Annotated in this window: 17 protein-coding genes and 1 tRNA gene; 8 read left to right on the top strand and 10 right to left on the bottom strand. The window is 74.6% G+C overall.

The features are described 5' to 3' along the window. Window positions 1–93 precede the first annotated feature (93 nt). Window positions 94–744, top strand: coding sequence for a leucine efflux protein LeuE (gene leuE, locus ACIQF6_RS07160; protein ID WP_400892170.1), 651 nt, complete (start codon window positions 94–96; stop codon window positions 742–744). 109 nt (window positions 745–853) lie between these two features. Next, window positions 854–930: transfer RNA gene (locus ACIQF6_RS07155), tRNA-Thr, on the top strand. Between the two features lie 127 nt (window positions 931–1,057). On the opposite strand, the gene ACIQF6_RS07150 is transcribed toward ACIQF6_RS07155, so the two are convergent. From ACIQF6_RS07150 to ACIQF6_RS07130, 5 genes are all read right to left on the bottom strand, one after another. Next, complete coding sequence (locus tag ACIQF6_RS07150; RefSeq protein ID WP_400891131.1) at window positions 1,058–1,843, bottom strand: SDR family oxidoreductase; 786 nt, start codon at window positions 1,841–1,843, stop codon at window positions 1,058–1,060. A 61-nt stretch (window positions 1,844–1,904) separates the two neighbouring features. Next, complete coding sequence (locus ACIQF6_RS07145; RefSeq protein WP_400891128.1) at window positions 1,905–2,798, bottom strand: RNA polymerase sigma-70 factor; 894 nt, start codon at window positions 2,796–2,798, stop codon at window positions 1,905–1,907. A gap of 77 nt (window positions 2,799–2,875) precedes the next feature. Then, a complete protein-coding gene (locus ACIQF6_RS07140) occupies window positions 2,876–3,478 on the bottom strand; it encodes a superoxide dismutase (protein ID WP_400891126.1) in 603 nt (200 codons plus the stop codon). A gap of 203 nt (window positions 3,479–3,681) precedes the next feature. Further along, window positions 3,682–4,548 carry a siderophore-interacting protein gene (locus ACIQF6_RS07135; protein ID WP_400891124.1) on the bottom strand — a complete coding sequence of 289 codons (867 nt, stop codon included), beginning with the start codon at window positions 4,546–4,548 and terminating at the stop codon, window positions 3,682–3,684. A gap of 22 nt (window positions 4,549–4,570) precedes the next feature. Then, window positions 4,571–5,626, bottom strand: coding sequence for an ABC transporter substrate-binding protein (locus ACIQF6_RS07130; RefSeq protein WP_400891122.1), 1,056 nt, complete (start codon window positions 5,624–5,626; stop codon window positions 4,571–4,573). Window positions 5,627–5,778: 152 nt separating this feature from the next. On the opposite strand from ACIQF6_RS07130, the gene ACIQF6_RS07125 reads away from it, so the two are divergent. The 3 genes from ACIQF6_RS07125 to ACIQF6_RS07115 all read left to right on the top strand — a co-directional run bounded on the left by ACIQF6_RS07125 (window position 5,779) and on the right by ACIQF6_RS07115 (window position 8,982). After that, window positions 5,779–6,810, top strand: coding sequence for a FecCD family ABC transporter permease (locus ACIQF6_RS07125; RefSeq protein ID WP_400891119.1), 1,032 nt, complete (start codon window positions 5,779–5,781; stop codon window positions 6,808–6,810). Window positions 6,811–6,878: 68 nt separating this feature from the next. After that, the gene (locus tag ACIQF6_RS07120; RefSeq protein ID WP_400891117.1) at window positions 6,879–7,904 is read left to right on the top strand and encodes a FecCD family ABC transporter permease; all 1,026 of its coding nucleotides are present in this window, start codon (window positions 6,879–6,881) and stop codon (window positions 7,902–7,904) included. A gap of 265 nt (window positions 7,905–8,169) precedes the next feature. After that, on the top strand, window positions 8,170–8,982 hold the full coding sequence (locus ACIQF6_RS07115) for an ABC transporter ATP-binding protein (RefSeq protein WP_400891115.1): 813 nt from the start codon (window positions 8,170–8,172) through the stop codon (window positions 8,980–8,982). 2 nt (window positions 8,983–8,984) lie between these two features. Here the strand turns inward: ACIQF6_RS07115 and ACIQF6_RS07110 are convergent, their stop codons facing one another. Then, on the bottom strand, window positions 8,985–10,511 hold the full coding sequence (locus ACIQF6_RS07110; protein ID WP_400891112.1) for an ATP-dependent DNA ligase: 1,527 nt from the start codon (window positions 10,509–10,511) through the stop codon (window positions 8,985–8,987). 109 nt (window positions 10,512–10,620) lie between these two features. Between ACIQF6_RS07110 and ACIQF6_RS07105 the strand changes: the two genes are divergently transcribed. Next, on the top strand, window positions 10,621–10,848 hold the full coding sequence (locus tag ACIQF6_RS07105; RefSeq protein ID WP_400891110.1) for a hypothetical protein: 228 nt from the start codon (window positions 10,621–10,623) through the stop codon (window positions 10,846–10,848). 8 nt (window positions 10,849–10,856) lie between these two features. On the opposite strand, the gene ACIQF6_RS07100 is transcribed toward ACIQF6_RS07105, so the two are convergent. Continuing rightward, complete coding sequence (locus ACIQF6_RS07100) at window positions 10,857–13,310, bottom strand: YbhN family protein (protein ID WP_400891107.1); 2,454 nt, start codon at window positions 13,308–13,310, stop codon at window positions 10,857–10,859. A gap of 238 nt (window positions 13,311–13,548) precedes the next feature. On the opposite strand from ACIQF6_RS07100, the gene ACIQF6_RS07095 reads away from it, so the two are divergent. Both ACIQF6_RS07095 and ACIQF6_RS07090 read left to right on the top strand, forming a co-directional pair. Beyond that, window positions 13,549–13,827: a hypothetical protein gene (locus ACIQF6_RS07095; RefSeq protein ID WP_400891105.1), complete on the top strand. Its 279-nt coding sequence runs from the start codon at window positions 13,549–13,551 to the stop codon at window positions 13,825–13,827. A 60-nt stretch (window positions 13,828–13,887) separates the two neighbouring features. Further along, complete coding sequence (locus ACIQF6_RS07090) at window positions 13,888–14,382, top strand: NUDIX domain-containing protein (RefSeq protein WP_400891102.1); 495 nt, start codon at window positions 13,888–13,890, stop codon at window positions 14,380–14,382. Between the two features lie 137 nt (window positions 14,383–14,519). Here ACIQF6_RS07090 and ACIQF6_RS07085 read toward each other — a convergent pair whose 3' ends face one another. From ACIQF6_RS07085 to ACIQF6_RS07075, 3 genes are all read right to left on the bottom strand, one after another. Beyond that, window positions 14,520–15,215, bottom strand: a complete 696-nt coding sequence (locus tag ACIQF6_RS07085; RefSeq protein WP_400891100.1) for a class I SAM-dependent DNA methyltransferase — start codon at window positions 15,213–15,215, stop codon at window positions 14,520–14,522. Window positions 15,216–15,268: 53 nt separating this feature from the next. Then, window positions 15,269–16,006 carry a tyrosine-protein phosphatase gene (locus tag ACIQF6_RS07080; protein WP_400891098.1) on the bottom strand — a complete coding sequence of 246 codons (738 nt, stop codon included), beginning with the start codon at window positions 16,004–16,006 and terminating at the stop codon, window positions 15,269–15,271. A gap of 62 nt (window positions 16,007–16,068) precedes the next feature. Beyond that, window positions 16,069–16,758 (bottom strand): DUF4304 domain-containing protein, encoded by a 690-nt coding sequence (locus tag ACIQF6_RS07075; protein WP_400891096.1) that lies wholly within the window; start codon window positions 16,756–16,758, stop codon window positions 16,069–16,071. Window positions 16,759–16,911 lie beyond the last annotated feature (153 nt).

The following is a 16,911-nucleotide window of genomic DNA, read 5'->3' as shown; positions in this document are numbered from 1 at the left end:
GCTCATGTCAGGAGTGTTCATACCTGAAGGGGCTGGCGCTACCATGGCGCAGCCCCTTCGGCGTTCCTGCCTCCCGGACCCTTGGAGACCGTCGTGCTCGGCGTCCACGACCTCACCACCTACGTCCTCGGCGCGCTGGTCATCGTCCTGCTGCCCGGACCGAACTCCCTCTACGTGCTCTCCGTCGCCGCCCGCAAGGGCATCCGCACCGGCTACCGCGCGGCCTGCGGCGTCTTCCTCGGCGACCTCACCCTGATCAGCCTCACCTCCCTCGGCGCGGCCTCCCTGCTGCGCGCCAACCCGGCCGTCTTCGCCGTGGTCAAGTTCGGCGGCGCGGCCTACCTGCTGTGGATAGGCGTCGGCATGCTGCGCGCCGCCCGGCAGATGTGGCGCGAACGGGCGGTCGCCACCGCCCCCGCCGACGCCCCGACCGAGCAGGACACCGAGCGCCCGTTCCGCCGCGCGCTGGTCATCAGCCTGCTCAACCCCAAGGCCATCCTCTTCCTCCTCTCCTTCTTCACCCAGTTCGTGGACGCCTCCTACAGCGCCCCCGCCCTCTCCTTCGCCCTCCTCGGCGGCGTCCTGCAGACCTTCTCCTTCCTCTACCTCTCCCTCCTGATCTTCGCCGGCACCTCGCTCGCCAACGCCTTCCGCCGCCGCAAGCGCCTCTCCGCCGGCCTCACCTCCTCCGTAGCCGTCCTCTTCGCCGGCTTCGCAGCCAAACTCGCCGTCTCCTCCGCCTGACCGGCCGGCCTCCGCCACCGCGTACGGATCACCCCCGAAAACTGTGTAGACTGACCCGCGTTGCCGATGCGACCCTGGGCCCACCAGCCCGGTTTCCCCCGGCAGCGGTGCCGCCTTAGCTCAGTTGGCCAGAGCAACGCACTCGTAATGCGTAGGTCATGGGTTCGAATCCCATAGGCGGCTCCATCGGAACCCCAGGTCGATTTCTCGGCCTGGGGTTTTTGCGTGCAGCCCCTTCTCTGCAGCCCTTTCCGGCGGGGGAGTTCGCGGGCGAGGCGGTGTGTCGGGTGTGGTGGGCCTCGAGGGGTGGGGGTCAGGTGCGGCGGGTGGTGAGGAAGTCGGACCAGGTGGCGGTGCCGTCGGGGTGGGCGGGGGTGGTGAGGTGGCCCTGGCGGAGGGCGGTGGCGAGGCGGCCGGGGAGGCGGAGGGGGAGGACGCGGTGTCGGCGGGGGTGGGTGGCACGGAGCCAGCTGGCGGCGAGTTCGGTGGCGGGGTGGATCTCGGGGCCGCCGAAGTCCGGTGCGTGGCCGGCGGGTTGGCCGAGGGCGAGGGTGACCAGGCGGTCGGCGACCTCGGCGGGGTGGACGGGCTGGCACGGGGTGTCGGCGAGCATGGGGAGGACGGGCAGCTTGGCGAGGGCGGTGAGCATGCCTTCGAGGAACACCGGGAACTGGGTGGCCCGCAGGTTGGTCCAGCCGAGGCCGGACTCGGCGAGCAGCTGCTCGACTTCCAGCTTGGCGCGGAAGTACGCCGTCGGGACCTTGTCGATGCCGACGATGGAGATGTTGACGAGGTGCCGGACGCCGGCCCGGCGCGCCGCGTCGAGCAGGTGGCGGAAGGCCGGCAGGTCGTCCTTGGGGTGGCGCGGGTCGCTGGCGCAGTGGATCACCGTGTCGACGCCGCGCAGCGCGGCGTCCAGGCCGGTGTCGGCGAGGAGGTCGCCGGTGTGCCAGTCGGTGGCGCCCGCGCCGGGGACGCCCGGCGGGGTGGTGCGGCGGGTCAGGGCGCGGACGGTGAGGCCGGTTTCGTGCGCCCGGCGCAGAACTTCTCGGCCGAGTACGCCGGTCGCGCCGGTCACCAGCAGGGTGCGGTCGTCCATGGGGGTCGGTTCCTTCCCGGAGAGGCCTGTCGAGGGGTCTGTCGAGGAAGGAACCGGGCAGTCAGGCGTTCTGTGACAGCGGGCGGTGGCGGGCCGCGAAGTGGGCGAGTTTGTCGGGGTTGCGCAGGATCCGGACGGTGGTGACGCCGTCCGGGCCGACGTCGATCGCGCCCAGCGAGGTGAGCCGGTCGCCCTCCCAGCCGAGTACCGCGGGAAGGCCGTTGGCCTCGGCGGCCTCGAACCGGACGCCGTCGGTGAAGCGGGCGAACAGTCCGGCGAGGAAGCGGGCGGCGTTGTTGCGGCCGGCCACCGGGCGCAGCGCGGAGCGGACCTTGCCGCCGCCGTCCGCCCACACCACGACCTGTTCGGCGAGGAGCTGTTCCAGCCGGTCGAGTGCGCCGTCGGCGGCGGCGGAGAGGAAGCGTTGCAGCAGGGCGGCGTTCTGGGCCGGGTCGGGTGCGGGGTGCGGGGTCTCGTCGGTCAGGTGCCGGTGGCCGCGGTGGTAGAGCTGGCGGGCGGCGGGTTCGGAGCAGTCCAGCACGCCGGCGATCTCGCGGTGGCTGTAGGCGAACGCGTCGCGCAGCACCACCGCGGCGCGCTCGGGCGGGGTGAGTCGCTCCATCAGGGTGAGGACCGCGAAGGACACCGCCTCGCGCTGCTCGGCGTGTTCCATCGGTCCGAGGGCGCCGTCGCCGGTGGCGACCGGTTCGGGCAGCCAGCTGCCCGGGTACTCCTCGCGCCGGGCCCGGGCGGAGGTGAGCCGGTTCAGGCACAGGTTGGTGAGGACCTTGTTCAGCCACGCCCCGGGTGTCTCGATCTGCCCGGGCAGTGCGCCGTGCCAGCGCAGGTAGGCGTCCTGCACGGCGTCCTCGGCTTCGGCGGCGGACCCGAGCATCCGGTACGCGAGCGAGAACAGCCGCGGCCGGTGGGTCTCGAACTCCTGTGCCGCGTCCATGGGCCCACGTTAGTGGGCCCGAACGGGACGGCCGTGCCGGGGCCCCGCCGCGCGCGGGGCCCCGGCGGCCGGTGCCGTCAGGCGGAAGTGGCGGCGGTGAAGCGGGTGGTGACGTCCTGCCAGTTGACGACGTCCCACAGGCGGGTGACGTAGTCGGGGCGGACGTTCTTGTACTGGAGGTAGTACGCGTGCTCCCAGGCGTCGAAGGCCAGCAGCGGCACGGTGCCCTGGCCGACGTTGCCGTGGTGGTCGTAGACCTGCTCGACGATCAGGCGCTTGCCGAGCGGCTCCCAGGAGAGGATGCCCCAGCCGGAGCCCTGGACGCCGACGGTGGCGGTGGTGAGCTGCTGCTTGAACGCCTCGAAGGTGCCGAAGTGCTCGGTGATGGCGTCGGCGAGGGCGCCGTCCGGGCGGTCGCCGCCCTCGGGGGAGAGGTTCTGCCAGAACAGCGAGTGCAGGACGTGGCCGGACAGGTTGAAGGCGAGGGTCTTCTGCAGGCCGACCAGCGAGCCGAACTGCTCCTTGTCGCGGGCCTCGGAGAGCTGTTCCAACGTCAGGTTGGCGCCGTTGACGTACGCCTGGTGGTGCTTGGAGTGGTGGAGCTCCAGGATTTCGGCGGACATCGCCCGCTCCAGGGCGGAGTAGTCGTAGGGCAGGTCAGGCAGCGTGTAGGCACCCATGGTTGAGCAGCCCCTCTCGGTCGACGGATGATCCGTTGCGAGGGCCACCTTATTGCAACTTGTTTGCAGGAGCACCGAGGGGGCATTAAGGGCGGGTGTCGCTGGGTGTCGTCGGGTGTCGTCGATGTCACGGGCCGTCAGGGAGGGCGTACGGCATCGGCCACGGGCCGTCGGGGAGGGGCCGCGGCATCGGCCGCGGGCCGTCAGGACGGCGGCGCGTCGTACGCCTCCTCCCGCAGCCGGTCCTCGGACGTGCCGCGCCGCCAGTAGCCGGCGAAGGACACCGCGTGGCGGTCCAGCCCGCGCTCCCGCACCAGGTGCCGGCGCAGCTCCTTGACGGTGCCGGCCTCGCCGGCGATCCAGGCGTACGCGGCGTACGTGGCGTCGGCGGGCAGCTCGGCCTCCCGGGGGGATGTCAGCAGGCGGGACGGCGAGCCGGGTTCGCGGATCAGCCAGGTGATGTCCAGTCGGTCCGCGTCGGACAGGTCCTGGATGTCGGCGGCGTCCGGCACCTCGACCCACGCCAGCGTCCGGGTTTCGGCGGGCAGCCACTCCAGGATGGCGCCGACCGCGGGCAGCGCCGTCTCGTCGGCCAGCAGCAGGACGGTGCGGGTCCCCTCGGGCGGACGGAAGCCCACCGAACGGTTGTCGGCGACGGTCGGGCCGAGCAGCACCACCCGGTCGCCGGGCTTCGCCCCCGCCGCCCAGGTGGCCGCCGGACCGGCCGGGGCCGGGTCGGCCGGGTCGGTGCCGTGCAGCGCGAAGTCCACGTCCAGCTGCGGCGGTTCGGTGCGCCGGGCGCGGACGGTGTACGAGCGCATCACCGCCCGCTCGGACGGCGGCAGCGCCCGCCAGGCCGCGAACCAGCCGTCGCCGTCCCGGTGCGGGAGCAGCGGCTCGGCCTGGCCCGGGTGCGGCAGGAACAGCGAGCAGGACTGGTCGCGCCCGCCGCTCGCGAAGCCCGCCAACGCCTCGCCGCCGAAGGTGACCCGCAGCATGGTCGGGCCGAGCCGGCGGGTGCCCGCCACCTGCGCGGGGAAGAACGCGAACTCCTGGACCGGGTCGCTCATTCGACTGCCTCTCGGACGGGGCTCAGCTCAGCTTCCGGGACTTCTGGATCGAGGCGGTCAGGCGCTCCACCAGCGGCGCGAACCCGGCGTACGAGAACCGCGGCACCGCGTCCCACGGGGTGATCTGCTCGGCCTTCACGGCGGGCAGCTGCCCCCAGGCGGGCTTGGCGGCCAGGTCCTTGGGCTGAAGGGCGGTGGAACGCTGGTCGAGCAGCAGCAGGTCCGCCGCGTACTTGCCGGCGTTCTCCCAGCTCAGGCCCTCGTAGTAGTCGCCGCCGTCGGTCTTCTCCGGCTGCACGAACTCCACGCCCAGCTCGGCGAACCAGAGCAGGTCGCAGGAGATCTTCGGGTTGGAGACGTAGAACAGGTCGGGGCTGCCCGAGCAGGCCATCACCTTGAGCCCGCCGGCCGCCTTGACGGCCTGGCGCAGCGCCTCGGAGGCCTGCTCGAAGCGGGCCTTGGCGTCGACGACCTTGGGTGCGCCCAGGTCGGCGCCGAGCGACTCGGCGAGCTTGGCGTAGTGCTCGATGGGCTGACGGATCGACACCCGGCCGGTGGAGGTCAGCACCGCGGGGGCGAGCTGGAGGATCTTGTCCTTGGACTCGTCCGGGACGTACCAGTACGCGTCCGGGTCGTACATGTGGGTCACCAGCAGCTCGGGGCGCAGCGCCGCGTACTTCTCGATGGAGAACTCGCCCCAGGCGTTGCCGATGATCTCGACCTGATCGATGTTCAGGCTGCCGGCCTGCGGGTCGGCCTTGCCGTCGGCGGCCCGGGTCTCTCCGAAGACGCCGACCAGCTGCTTGTCCAGGCCGAAGTCGGCGAGGGCGGCGGCCGCGCCGGTGAAGGCCACCACCCGGGTGGGGGCGGACTTGGCGGTGACGGTCTTGCCGCGGTCGTCCGTGTAGCTCCACGGGCCCTTGCCGGAACCGGAGTTCGCGCCGCCCGCCGCCCGGTCGGCGTCCTTTCCGGAGCCCTTGTCGCCGGAGGATCCGCAGGCGGCGAGGGCCGCGCCGAGGGCGGTGGCGCCGCCGGCGGCGAGCAGGCCGCGACGGGTCGGGCGGAAGGAGAACGGCATGGCGGTACCTCGGTTCGGGGCGGGGGATCGGTGCAGGGCGCGGGGAGCCCGGCCGCAGCGGCAGGCGCTAGATAGGTTAACCTAACCTAAGTTCCGGCGGGTTGGCCTCCGAGGCCCCGCACCGCGCCGTCCCCGACCGATCCGGAGCACCCTTGAGCGCCATCCGCTCCCACCCGACACCCGGCACCGCCGCCGCCCGCCGCGGCCTCCCGCGCGCCCTCGGCCCGGCCGCCGCAGTGCTGGCGCTGGCCGTCGTCCTGGTGCTCAGCCTCGGCCTCGGCGCACGGCAGTTGAGCCCCGTCGAGGTCTGGCACGGCCTCACCGACCCGACCGCCCCCGGCTGGACCGTCGTGCACGAGATGCGCCTGCCGCGCACCCTGCTCGGCCTGCTCGCCGGCACCGCGCTCGGCCTGGCCGGCGGCGTCATGCAGGCCCTCACCCGCAACCCGCTGGCCGACCCCGGACTGCTCGGCATCAACGCCGGAGCCTCCGCCGCGGTCGCCACCGCGGTCTCCCTGCTCGGCGTCAGTTCCTTCACCGGCTACGTCTGGTGGGCGCTGGCCGGCGCGGCCGCCGTCTCCGCGCTGGTCTACGCCGTCGGCGGCGGACGCGGCGCCACCCCCGCCCGGCTCGCCCTGGCCGGCTCCGCACTCAACGCCACCCTGTACTCGTACGTCAGCGCCGTGATGCTGCTGGACACCGCCTCGCTCGACCGGATGCGCTTCTGGACGGTCGGGTCGCTCGCCGGCGCGCAGCCGTCCACCGTGCTCGGGGTGCTGCCGTTCGTCGTGGTCGGCGCGGTGCTCGCGCTCGGCCTGACCCGGCCGCTGAACGCGCTCGCCCTCGGCGACGACGCGGCCCGCGCGCTCGGCGCCCGGCCCGGGGCGGTCCGGGCCGCCGCGATCCTCGCCGTCACCCTGCTGTGCGGCGCGGCCACCGCCGCCTGCGGGCCGATCGTCTTCGTCGGCCTGATGGTCCCGCACCTGGTCCGCGCCCTCACCGGCCCCGACCTGCGCCGGCTGCTCCCGTACTGCGCGGTGCTCGCGCCCGTGCTGCTGCTCGGCGCCGACGTGCTCGGCCGGGTGCTGGGGCGGCCCGGCGAACTCCAGGTCGGCATCGTCACCGCCGTCCTCGGCGGGCCGTTCTTCCTGTACTTCGCACGACGCGGGAGGGCCCGGGCATGACGGCGACGACACGAACGGCGAACGGCCCCGGGACCGGGGCGACGACCCGGCAGGGGAGAGGGACGGGCATGAGGACGCTCCGGGTGGCCGGGTGCTCGGTGCGCTACCGGCCCCGCGTGCTGACCGTCTGCGGCGGGGCGCTGCTGGTGGCCCTGGTGGCGGCGGTGTTCGCGCTCGGACACGGCGACTACCCGCTCGCCCCCGGCGACGTGGTGCGGACGCTGCTCGGCGACGGCAGCCCCGCCGAGGACTTCATCGTCAACCAGCTGCGCCTGCCCCGGGTCGCCACCGCGCTGCTGGTCGGAGCGGCGCTGGCACTGGCCGGCGCACTGTTCCAGACGCTGGTGCGCAACCCGCTCGGCAGCCCCGACATCCTCGGCTTCACCCAGGGCGCGTCCACCGGCGCACTGCTGGTCGTGGTGGCGGGCGGCACCAGCCAGGCGCTGGCCGGCGCGGCGGTGGCGGGCGGACTGCTCACCGGCGCCGCGATCTACGCACTGGCCTGGCGCGGCGGCGTCCAGGGCGCCCGACTGGTGCTGGTCGGCATCGGCACCGCCGCGATCCTCACCGGCGTCAACGGCTACCTGCTGACCCGCACCCAACTCATGGACGCCGCCCGCGCGGTGCTCTGGCTCACCGGCAGCCTCGACGGCCGCGGCTGGGACCAGGCCCGCCCGCTGGCGATCGCCCTCGCCGTACTGCTCCCGCTGGTGCTGCTCGGCTGCGGCCCCGCGCTGCGCGCCCTCGAACTCGGCGACGACGCGGCCGGCGGCCTCGGGGTGCGCCCCGAACGCCTGCGGCTCGTCCTGCTCGGCGCGGCCGTGCTGCTCGCCGCCCTGGCCGCGGCCGCCGCCGGTCCGGTCAACTTCGTCGCCCTGACGGCCCCGCAACTCGCCCGCCGGCTCACCCGCGCGCCCGGCCCCAACCTGGCCGCCTCCGCCTGCACCGGCGCCGCCCTGCTGGTCACCGCCGACTTCGCGGCGCAGCACCTGTTCGCCGACCACCAACTGCCGGTCGGCGTGGTGACCGGCGTCCTCGGCGGCGGCTACCTGGTCTGGCTGCTGGCCGGGCAGCGGCGGGCCGGGCGGCTGTGAGGCGGGTGGCTGCGGGCCGGGCGGCCGTGGGGCAGGTGCGGAAAGCGCTTTCTCCGGGCGGCGGGAAAGCGCTTGCCCGTTGCGGTCGGCAAGCGCTTTCCGCACCGCCCGCCCGCCCCTCGCCCGCCGCCCGCCCGTCCCCTTCTCCGACCGCCCGTCCTCGTTCCCGCCCGCCCCTCCTCGCCCCTCGTCCCTCGCCCCTCGTCCCCCGTCCCTCGTCCCCCGTCCCTCGTCCCTCGCCCCCCGTCCCGAACGGAGCTGTCCCGTGGCCCAGTCCGAGTCCCGTCTCGCCGGTCGTGAGCTGACCCTCGCCTACGAGAAGCGCGTCATCGCGGAGGGCCTGAGCGTCGACATCCCCGACCACTCCTTCACCGTGGTGGTCGGGCCGAACGCCTGCGGCAAGTCCACGCTGCTGCGGGCGCTGTCGCGGACGCTGAAGCCGACGGCCGGTCAGGTGCTGCTGGACGGGCAGTCGATCGCCACGCTGCCGGCCAAGCAGGTGGCGCGGACGCTCGGGCTGCTGCCCCAGTCGTCGATCGCGCCGGACGGCATCACCGTGGCCGAACTGGTCTCGCGCGGGCGGTACCCGCACCAGGGGGTGCTGCGGCAGTGGTCGGTGGAGGACGAGCGGGTGGTGGCGGAGGCGATGTCCGACACCGGCGTCGCGGACCTCGCGGAGCGGCCGGTGGACGAGCTGTCCGGCGGACAGCGGCAGCGGGTGTGGATCGCCATGGCGCTGGCCCAGCAGACCCCGCTGCTGCTGCTCGACGAGCCCACCACCTACCTGGACATCGCGCACCAGATCGAGGTCCTCGACCTGTGCGCCCGCCTGCACCGGGAGCAGGGCCGCACCCTGGTCGCCGTGCTGCACGACCTCAACCAGGCCGCCCGCTACGCCACCCACCTGATCGCTCTGCGGGACGGCCGGCTGGTCGCCGCCGGGCCGCCGCAGGACGTGGTCACCGCCGAGCTGGTCGAGGAGGTGTTCCGGCTGCCGTGCCGGGTGATCCCCGACCCGGAGACCGGCACCCCGCTGGTCGTCCCGGCAGCCAACAGGCGCGTGACGTCCGGGAGTTGATGTCAGGGGAGCAGCGCCGCCACGGACTCCACGGTGTCCGCCTCGGCGGCCCGCTTGTCCTCCCGGTAGCGCAGCACCCGGGCGAACCGCAGCGTCACGCCCTCCGGGTACCGGGTGGAGCGCTGGACCCCGTCGAAGGCGATCTCCACCACCAGTTCGGGCCGCACCACCACACCCCACCGCTCCTCGCGGACCGCCAGCTCCCGCAGCCGCTCCGTCTGCCATGCCAGCAGGCTGTCGGTGAGGCCCTTGAACGTCTTGCCGAGCATCGCGAACGTGCCGTCCGGCCGCCGGGCCCCCAGGTGCAGGTTGGACAGCCGCCCGGTGCGGCGGCCGTGCCCCCACTCGGCGGCCAGCACCACCAGGTCGAGGGTGTGGACGGGCTTCACCTTCAGCCAGGACGAGCCGCGCCGGCCCGCGCTGTACGACGCGTCCAGCGACTTCACCACCACCCCCTCGTGCCGGTGCTCGGCGGTCGCCGCGCGGGTGAACTCGCGGGCCGACCGGCGCTGTTCTGGGTCGGACGGGTCGTCCACCCGGAGCTGCCGGACCCGGGCGGACTCCGGTACCAGGGCGGCCAGTTCGGCGTGCCGCTCGGCGGCGGGGGCGTCCAGCAGGTCCCGGTCGCCGACCAGCAGCAGGTCGAAGAAGACGGCGGAGAGCGGAAGTTCGGTGTGCTCGCCGTGCGAGCCGACCCGGCCGGAGGTCTGTTGGAACGGCCGCGGCAGCCCCTGCTCGTCCAGTGCCAGCACCTCGCCGTCCAGCACGATCCGCTCCTGCGGCAACTCCCGGACCAGCGCCACCACTTCGGGCAGGCGGGCGGTGATCTCGGCGAGTGTGCGGGTGTACAGGCGGACCTCGTCGCCGTCCCGGTGGGCCTGGATCCGGATGCCGTCCAGCTTCTCCTCCACCGCGCACGGGCCGAGCCGGTCCAGGGCCTCGTCCACGTCCTTCGCGCTCTGCGCCAGCATCGGCTGCACCGGGCGTCCGACGGTCAGCCGGAAATCGTCCAGTGCGGCCGGCCCTTCGGCGACCAACCGCCCGGCCAGCGGCCCGAGTTCGCCCGACAGCATGAGCGCCCGCCGGACCGCCCCGGCCGGTGCGCCGACGGCTGCCGCCAGGCCCTCCACCGCCACCGCGTCCAGGGCGCCCTGGCGCAGCTCGCCGGAGAGCAGCCCGAGCAGGAAGTGCTGCTCCTGCTCGGTGGCCAGCGCCATCAACTCGCCGACCTGCCGCTTGCGTTCACGCTGCGAACCGGGCCCGGCGAGGGCCGCGAGGGCGGACAGCCGGCGGTCCAGCTCCAGCACTTCCAGCGTCGCCCCGGCGGCGGGCGCGGTCCGCTCCCGCAGTGTCTGCCACCCCACCCCGACCTTCCGCTGCGGCAACCGCCCGGCCAGGTACGCCACCACCAGCGGCGCCTCCTCGGCGGACACCCGCCCGAACAGCTCGGCCAGCACCCGCACCTTCTCCGACCGCGCCGCCGTCCCCGCCAGCCGTGCCGACGCCCCGGCCACCTCTGCCACCAGCATCCCGACCACCCTCCGGCGCACGGCCCCACCCACCACCGTACGAGCCCGGATGCGAGACCCGCCGTCCCAAAGGTGACCGTTCCGGGAGATTGCGCCGGATACTGGCGGTATGCGCCTGAATGCGGAGAACCCTGAGTATCCCGAGGACGACGACCAGCCGACGCCGACCGTGCTGGAGGGCGTCGAGGAGGAGCGGGAGGCGGTGGAGCCGGAGGTGGACGACCTGGAGGTGTTGCGGCGGCAGCGCGAGCTGGGGTCGGCGCCGGCCGACGAGGGGGACGCGGTGGAGCAGATCCGCGAGGTCGGGGTGGGCGACGAGGACCACCGGGCGGACTGACCGGGCGGTCAGATCGCCTTGCGGCGCTGGAGCCAGGCGAACGCCGCCCAGCCGGGCAGGACCGGCAGGATGAAGGTGAACAGCCGGAGCAGCAGGACGGCGGCCAGTGCGCCGTTCTGGTCGATGTGCCCGGATGCCACCAGGATGGTCGGCATCAGCACCTCCACGCCGCCCACGCCGCCCGGCGTCGGTACGACGTTGCCCGCCGCGTTGCCGGCCAGGAAGCTCACCGCGACGGCGTTGAACCCCGGGTACTGGCCGATCGCGCGGGTGCAGCAGTACAGGCAGAGCACGAAGCACATGGACACCAGCAGCTGGCCGGCCACGCCGGTGGCCAGCCTGCCGGGCTGCTGGGCCAGGTCGAGCAGGCGCGGCAGCACCTCGGCGCGCAGCGGCCGCAGCAGGGTCTGGGCACGCCGCCGCAGCGACGGGACGGTGGCGATCGACACGGCGACGAGCGCGACGGCCGCGCCGGCCAGCCACAGCACCCAGCCGTCGGGCAGCGACGAGGACTCGGCGCCGGGCGCCGCACCGGCCGAGCTGTCCGTGCCGACCAGGGCGCTGAACACGGCGAGCTGCAGCATGTGCAGCACCAGGCCGAACAGCTGGCTGACGCCGATGCTGGACATCGCCTGCGCGGTGGGGATACCCGCGCACTGCAGGTAGCGGGTGTTCAGGGCGAGTCCGCCCACGCCGCCGGGCCCGACCACCTTGACGAAGGAACCGGCGGTCTGGGCGGCCAGCGTGGTGCGGAACGACAGTTTCTCCGGGACGAAGCCGCTGAACGCGAAGGTGGCGATCGGGTAGCTGGCGGCGGCGGACAGTGCCGCGCCGGTCAGCCACAGCGGGTCGGCGTCGGCGACCAGCGTGATCGGATTGCCCCCGCTGCCGAACAGGAACTGCAGCAGCGTGTACCCGACCGCGATGCAGGCCACCACGGTGAGCAGGGTGCGTGGGCGCAGCCGCTCCAGCCGGACGGGTTCGGTGGCGGCCTGCGGCATCTGCCGCTGCACCTCGGTGCGCAGGGCGCCGGCCAGCTCCTTGTGGCGGGCGAGTGCGGCGCGGGTGTCGCGGGCCAGGGCGATCGGCTGCAGCAGCGGCAGGGCGGCGCCGACCGGGCCCTGCCCGAGTACGTCGATCGCGGCCCGGACCGCGCGCTGCGGCCCGGCGTGGACAGCGAGGACGGCGAGCATTCCGGCGACGTCCAGGCGCAGCAGCAGGTCGCCGGCCGCGATCTCGCCGCGGCCCAGCCCGACCAGGTGGACCCGGCCCTCCGCGTCCAGCAGCACGGTCTGCGGGGAGAGCGAGCGGTGGGCGATCCGGCGGCGTTGCAGCAGCGCCAACTGCTGCCAGGCGTCGCGCAGTTCCGCGTCGGTCGGGGCGTTCTCGGGGGCGCCGGGCAGGTCGGGGGTGCACTCGGTGAAGAGTTCGGCGAACGGCCGGGCGTCGATCCGGTGGTAGGCGACCAGCGCGGCGTCCGGGCCCAGCTCGACGGCGGCGACGGGTGTCCGGGTGCGGGCGCCGGCGGCCGTGGCGGCGTGGCCTAGCAGGGTCTGGTGCTCCAGCCCGGCGCGCAGCGGGCGCAGGCCGAGCGGGCGGGGCGCGGTGCGCAGCCGCAGCGCCAGCCACAGGTGGCCGAGCAGTCCGCTGGCCTGGCCGTGCCGGTCGAGCAGGTGGACGTCCAGGTCGGGGCGGCCGTCGCGCTGGGTGACCAGGTAGCGGCTCGGCCCGACCGGGAGGACCGCGTCGGGGCGCACCCCGCTGGCGGCCAGTGCGAGGCCGATCTGCGCCTCGGTGGGCGTGCCGACCGGCTCGCCGACGGCGTACCGGGTGGCGTGCGCGGTGGTCCAGCCGAGCAGCAGCGACAGCACCAGCGACAGCGGAGTGGCGTACCCGGTGATCAGGCCGGACAGGGCGGACAGGGCCAGGGTGACGGCCAGCGCGGTGCGCCAGCGACGCCGGCCCGCGGTGCCGATCGCGGTCATGAACGCCAGCACCGGCGCGAGGTGCCCGTACACGGGGTCGGTGCGGCCGTCGCCGCCGGGCAGGGCGTGGGTGAGCGTGGTGAGGTCGCCGACCAGCAGGTCCAGGCCGAGCGAGAGGCCGTACGCGAGGACAGCGGCGAGGACGCCGTCGGTGACCCGGCGGCCGTCGGCGCCCACCAGCCGGTCGACGGCGTAGCCCAGCGGCACCAGCAGCAGCGCGCCGCCGCAGAGTGCGGCCGCGAGCTGGACGGGCGGCCAGGGGAGCAGGTCGGCGCCGCGCGCGACGTCGGTGTCCAGGCCCAGCGCGGAGGAGCGGGCGTAGCTCGCCAGCAGCAGGACCAGGGCGATCCAGCACAGCCCGGAGACCAGGCGGATCAGGGCGGCCGGGTGCCGGACCCGGTCCGCGAGCCCGCTGCGCGGGGCGGGTTGCGCGGGATGCCGGTCCTTGGATTCGTCGGCTTGTATCACCGTGGCCACGCGGCATGGTCCCACACCGCGAGGGGCCTGAGCTGGCCTTTCGGTGAAGGGAGTTCAAGGCGTTGTGGTGAATACAGGTCGATAATGGTCATATCGGGCCGGTGTGGGTCGGCGAGGGCCGACATCGCTCGGCGCGGGCCCCGGAAACCCGCGGCAGGCCGGTCGAGCCCGGCGCGGACCGGTGAAGCCCGATGAAGGCCGGTGAAGCCCGATGAAGGCTGTTGAAGGGAGGTCGGCGATGACCAAGCGATCGACCGACACGACGACCAGGCTCCGTGAGGGCAGCGCGCAGGTGCTGGAGCACCGCACCATGGAAGCCGATCCGGTGCCCCTCGCGCCGCAGCTGCACACCGACACCGCGCGCGCCGCCGAGACCGGCGGCTACCCCGGTGACGCCGTGTTCAGCCACGGCGGGCGCCGGACACCCGAGGCGGCCGGCCCGGCCGACGGGCCCGCCGCCCACACCGAACTGCCCGGGCACCGGCACCGCGGCGCGGAGCGGCACTCGGAGCACTGAACCCCCGGCGGGGGTGAGAGAGTTGGCGCCGCACGCTGCCACCCCCGCCGAAGGAGCCCCATGGCCGACGCCCCCGAGTTCGCCTCCCGCGAGGACTGGCTCGCCTCCCTGCACCGCGTGTACGCCGCCGCGGGCTGCCTGATCACCGACCCCGAGGGGCGCGTGCTGATCGTCAAGGCCGGCTACCGGGACAACTGGCAGTTCGTCGGCGGCACCGTCGACCTCGGCGAGAACGCGCAGCAGTGCGCCACCCGCGAACTCCACGAGGAGACCGGGCTGCACCGCGAGGCGGGCGACCTGCTGGCCGTCGCCTGGACCCACCCCAGCGGCGAACTCGGCCACCCGGCCTGCCACTTCCTCTTCGACCTGGGCGTCTTCCCGGCCGACACGCCGATCGTCCTGCCGGCCGGCGAACTCGACGCGTACCAGTGGGCGACCGTCCCCGACGCGATGGCCCTGCTCGGGCCCGCGCGGGCGCTGCGCCTCGAAGCGGGGCTCGCCGCGCGGGCGGACGGGCGGGCGCGGGTGGTGACAGCGCCGAACTCCGGCTTCTGAGGGGGAGCGAACGCAGGCGAGCACGAACGCAGGCGGGCCGGGAGGTGCCCCCACGCGCCCCTGTTTTCGCGCCCACCCGCTCTCGCGCCCACCCGCTCTCGCGCACGTTTCCCCGCGCCCCTGGTGGTGCCCCTCCGCTACGCCCTGAGCCAGACGTACGCCGCCGAGACCGGCTGCCCCCGGTGGCGGGACCACTTGGGCTTGAGGGCGATCCACTCGTCGCCGACGGTCTGTTCGCGCATCTCGGCGAGTTGCCAGCCCGCGGCGAGGCCGGCCGTGAGGTGGTCGCTGACCAGGTGGACGTGGGTGGTGATGGCGACGGGGCCGTCGGGGCCGTCGTAGTGGGTGGGCATGCCGGCCGACATGATGAAGGCGGGGTGGAGGCCGACCAGGACGAACAGGCCGTCGGGGCGGACCAGGCGGTGGGCCTCGCGGTAGAGCGGGCCGAGGTCGGCGAGGTGTTCGTCGACGAGGGAGCAGGCCGCCAGGTCGTACGCGCCGGCCGCCAGGCCGGTCGCGGCGAGGTCGGCCTCGGTGAGGCTGCGGTGGGCGCCGCGGGCGCGGGCGCGGTCCAGCATCTCGGGGGTGAGGTCGACGCCGTCGACCGCGCCGACGCCGCGCTCGCGCAGCCAGGCGCCGGTGCGGCCGGTGCCGCAGCCGAGGTCGACGGCGGTGCGGGCGCCGGCCCAGGCGGGGACGGCGAGCCGGGCGAGGACGTCGACGTCCATCGCGTCCTGGACGGTCTGCTCGTAGCTGTCGACCCAGCCGGCGTAGCCGGTGCGGACGTCGACGGTCGGGTAGCCGCGGGTGTCGAAAAGGGAGAAATCCGCCATGCGGCGCAGTATGGTTCGCGCCCCACCGGGGGCGCGAACCATTTAACGATCCGTCAGTTCGGTTCGAGCAGGCGGGCCCTGAGAGCGGCGACATCGGCGGCGGGCAGCCACTGCGGGGCGTCGAACTCGGCGAGCACCGCGTGCAGCGCGCCCTCGGCGGTGGTGCCGGCGTCGGCGAGGACGCGGGCGATGCCGGACTCCTCGTCGGGGCGGTCGAGGAGGGTCCACAGCGGGCGCAGGTTCGCCGCGGACAGCAGGTAGTCCTCGGCGATCGCGGCGGGCTCGACCCCGGCGAGGGCGAGCAGCACGAGCGCGGCCAGGCCGGTGCGGTCGCGGCCGGCGCCGCAGTGCACCACGACCGCGCCGTCGCGGGCGTGGGCGACGGCGGAGACCAGCCGGGAGACGGCGTCCCGGCAGTGGTCGAGGTAGGGGCGGAAGGACAGCGGGGTGCCGTCGAGGGCGCCGAAGCGGGCCCACCAGTCGGGGCCGGCCAGCGCGTCCAGCGGGACACGGACCAGGTCGACGGTGTCGGGGGTGGGCAGCAGCGGCCGGTACTCGACCTGGTCGCGCAGGTCGACGACGGTGCGGACGCCGTAGTGGAGCAGGGAGTTCTGGCCCTCGGCGGTGAGCCGGTCGAGGTTGTCGGCGCGGACGATCGCGCCGGTGCGGGTGCGCCGGCCGTCGCGGGTCGGCAGGCCGCCCAGGTCGCGGACGTTCAGGCAGCCGTCCCAGTCCAGCCGGCGCTGCTCGTGCGGCGCCGCTGTGCCGGATGTCGTGACCGTCCCCGCCATGTGGTTCCCCCCGGAGGTGTTGTTCAGTGCCGGCGCGTCCCCGTGCCGGTACTGATGGGGACTCAGCCCGCTTCGCCGTGGTTCCCGGGCGGGAACTCCCAGAGCGGGCGGCCGAGGGTGTCGAACGCCCGGACCAGCCCGAAGCGCAGGTCGCGGGCGGACAGGAAGCCGCGGGCGGCACCGGCCAGGACCTGCCGGGCGGCCGGGTCGTGGCGGCTCCACGCGCCGTGCAACTCCAGGACGCTGTCGGTGAGTTCGGCGCGCTGGATGCGGGCGACGCCGGCGATCGCGAGGGCGCTGTTGACGCCGTCGAGGGCGGTCGGCGGCAGGTAGGGGCCGCGGTCGTCGGGGCGCAGCCGGCGGCGCAGTTCGGGCAGCGCGTAGCCGCGGACGGCGGCCACCGAGTCCTCGACGGCGACCTGCCAGCGCGGGCCGGGCGCGACCTCCCACCAGACCTCGCCGCCGACCGGCATCACTTCGCCGATCGGGGCGCGCCAACGCTCCAGGCCGGTGGGGACGTTGGCGTCGGGCCGGACGCTCCGGCGGTCCCACGCGGCCTTGTCGGTGACGGAGAGGTTGACGGTCCAGCGCACCCGCCCGTCCGTGTGTACCGCCTGCACGCCGAGCACCGCCCACCGGTCGCGGTCCGGCAGCGAGAACGAGTGCCGCCAGCCGCGGAAGCCGAGGGCGCGCAGGGCGGGCGCGAAGTGCTCGCGGATTCCCGTCGTGTACAGCTCCTGGGCGGTGCTCATGGCGTCTCTCGGTCTCCGTGCTGGTCGGGCGGGGCGGCCGGCGGCCGCCGGGTTCCGGACGGGGGCGGAATGCCCCTCTTTTGCACGGTATGGCGGGTGAGCGGGGGGAATCCGCAGGCGAACGACAGCGGTCGGCGGGACGAAGGTCGGGCC

It is taken from the genome of Kitasatospora sp. NPDC092948 (assembly GCF_044754805.1).
GTDB lineage: Bacteria > Actinomycetota > Actinomycetes > Streptomycetales > Streptomycetaceae > Kitasatospora.
Note: the sequence above shows the minus strand (reverse complement) of the source record. Positions and strands in the feature narration are given on the sequence as shown.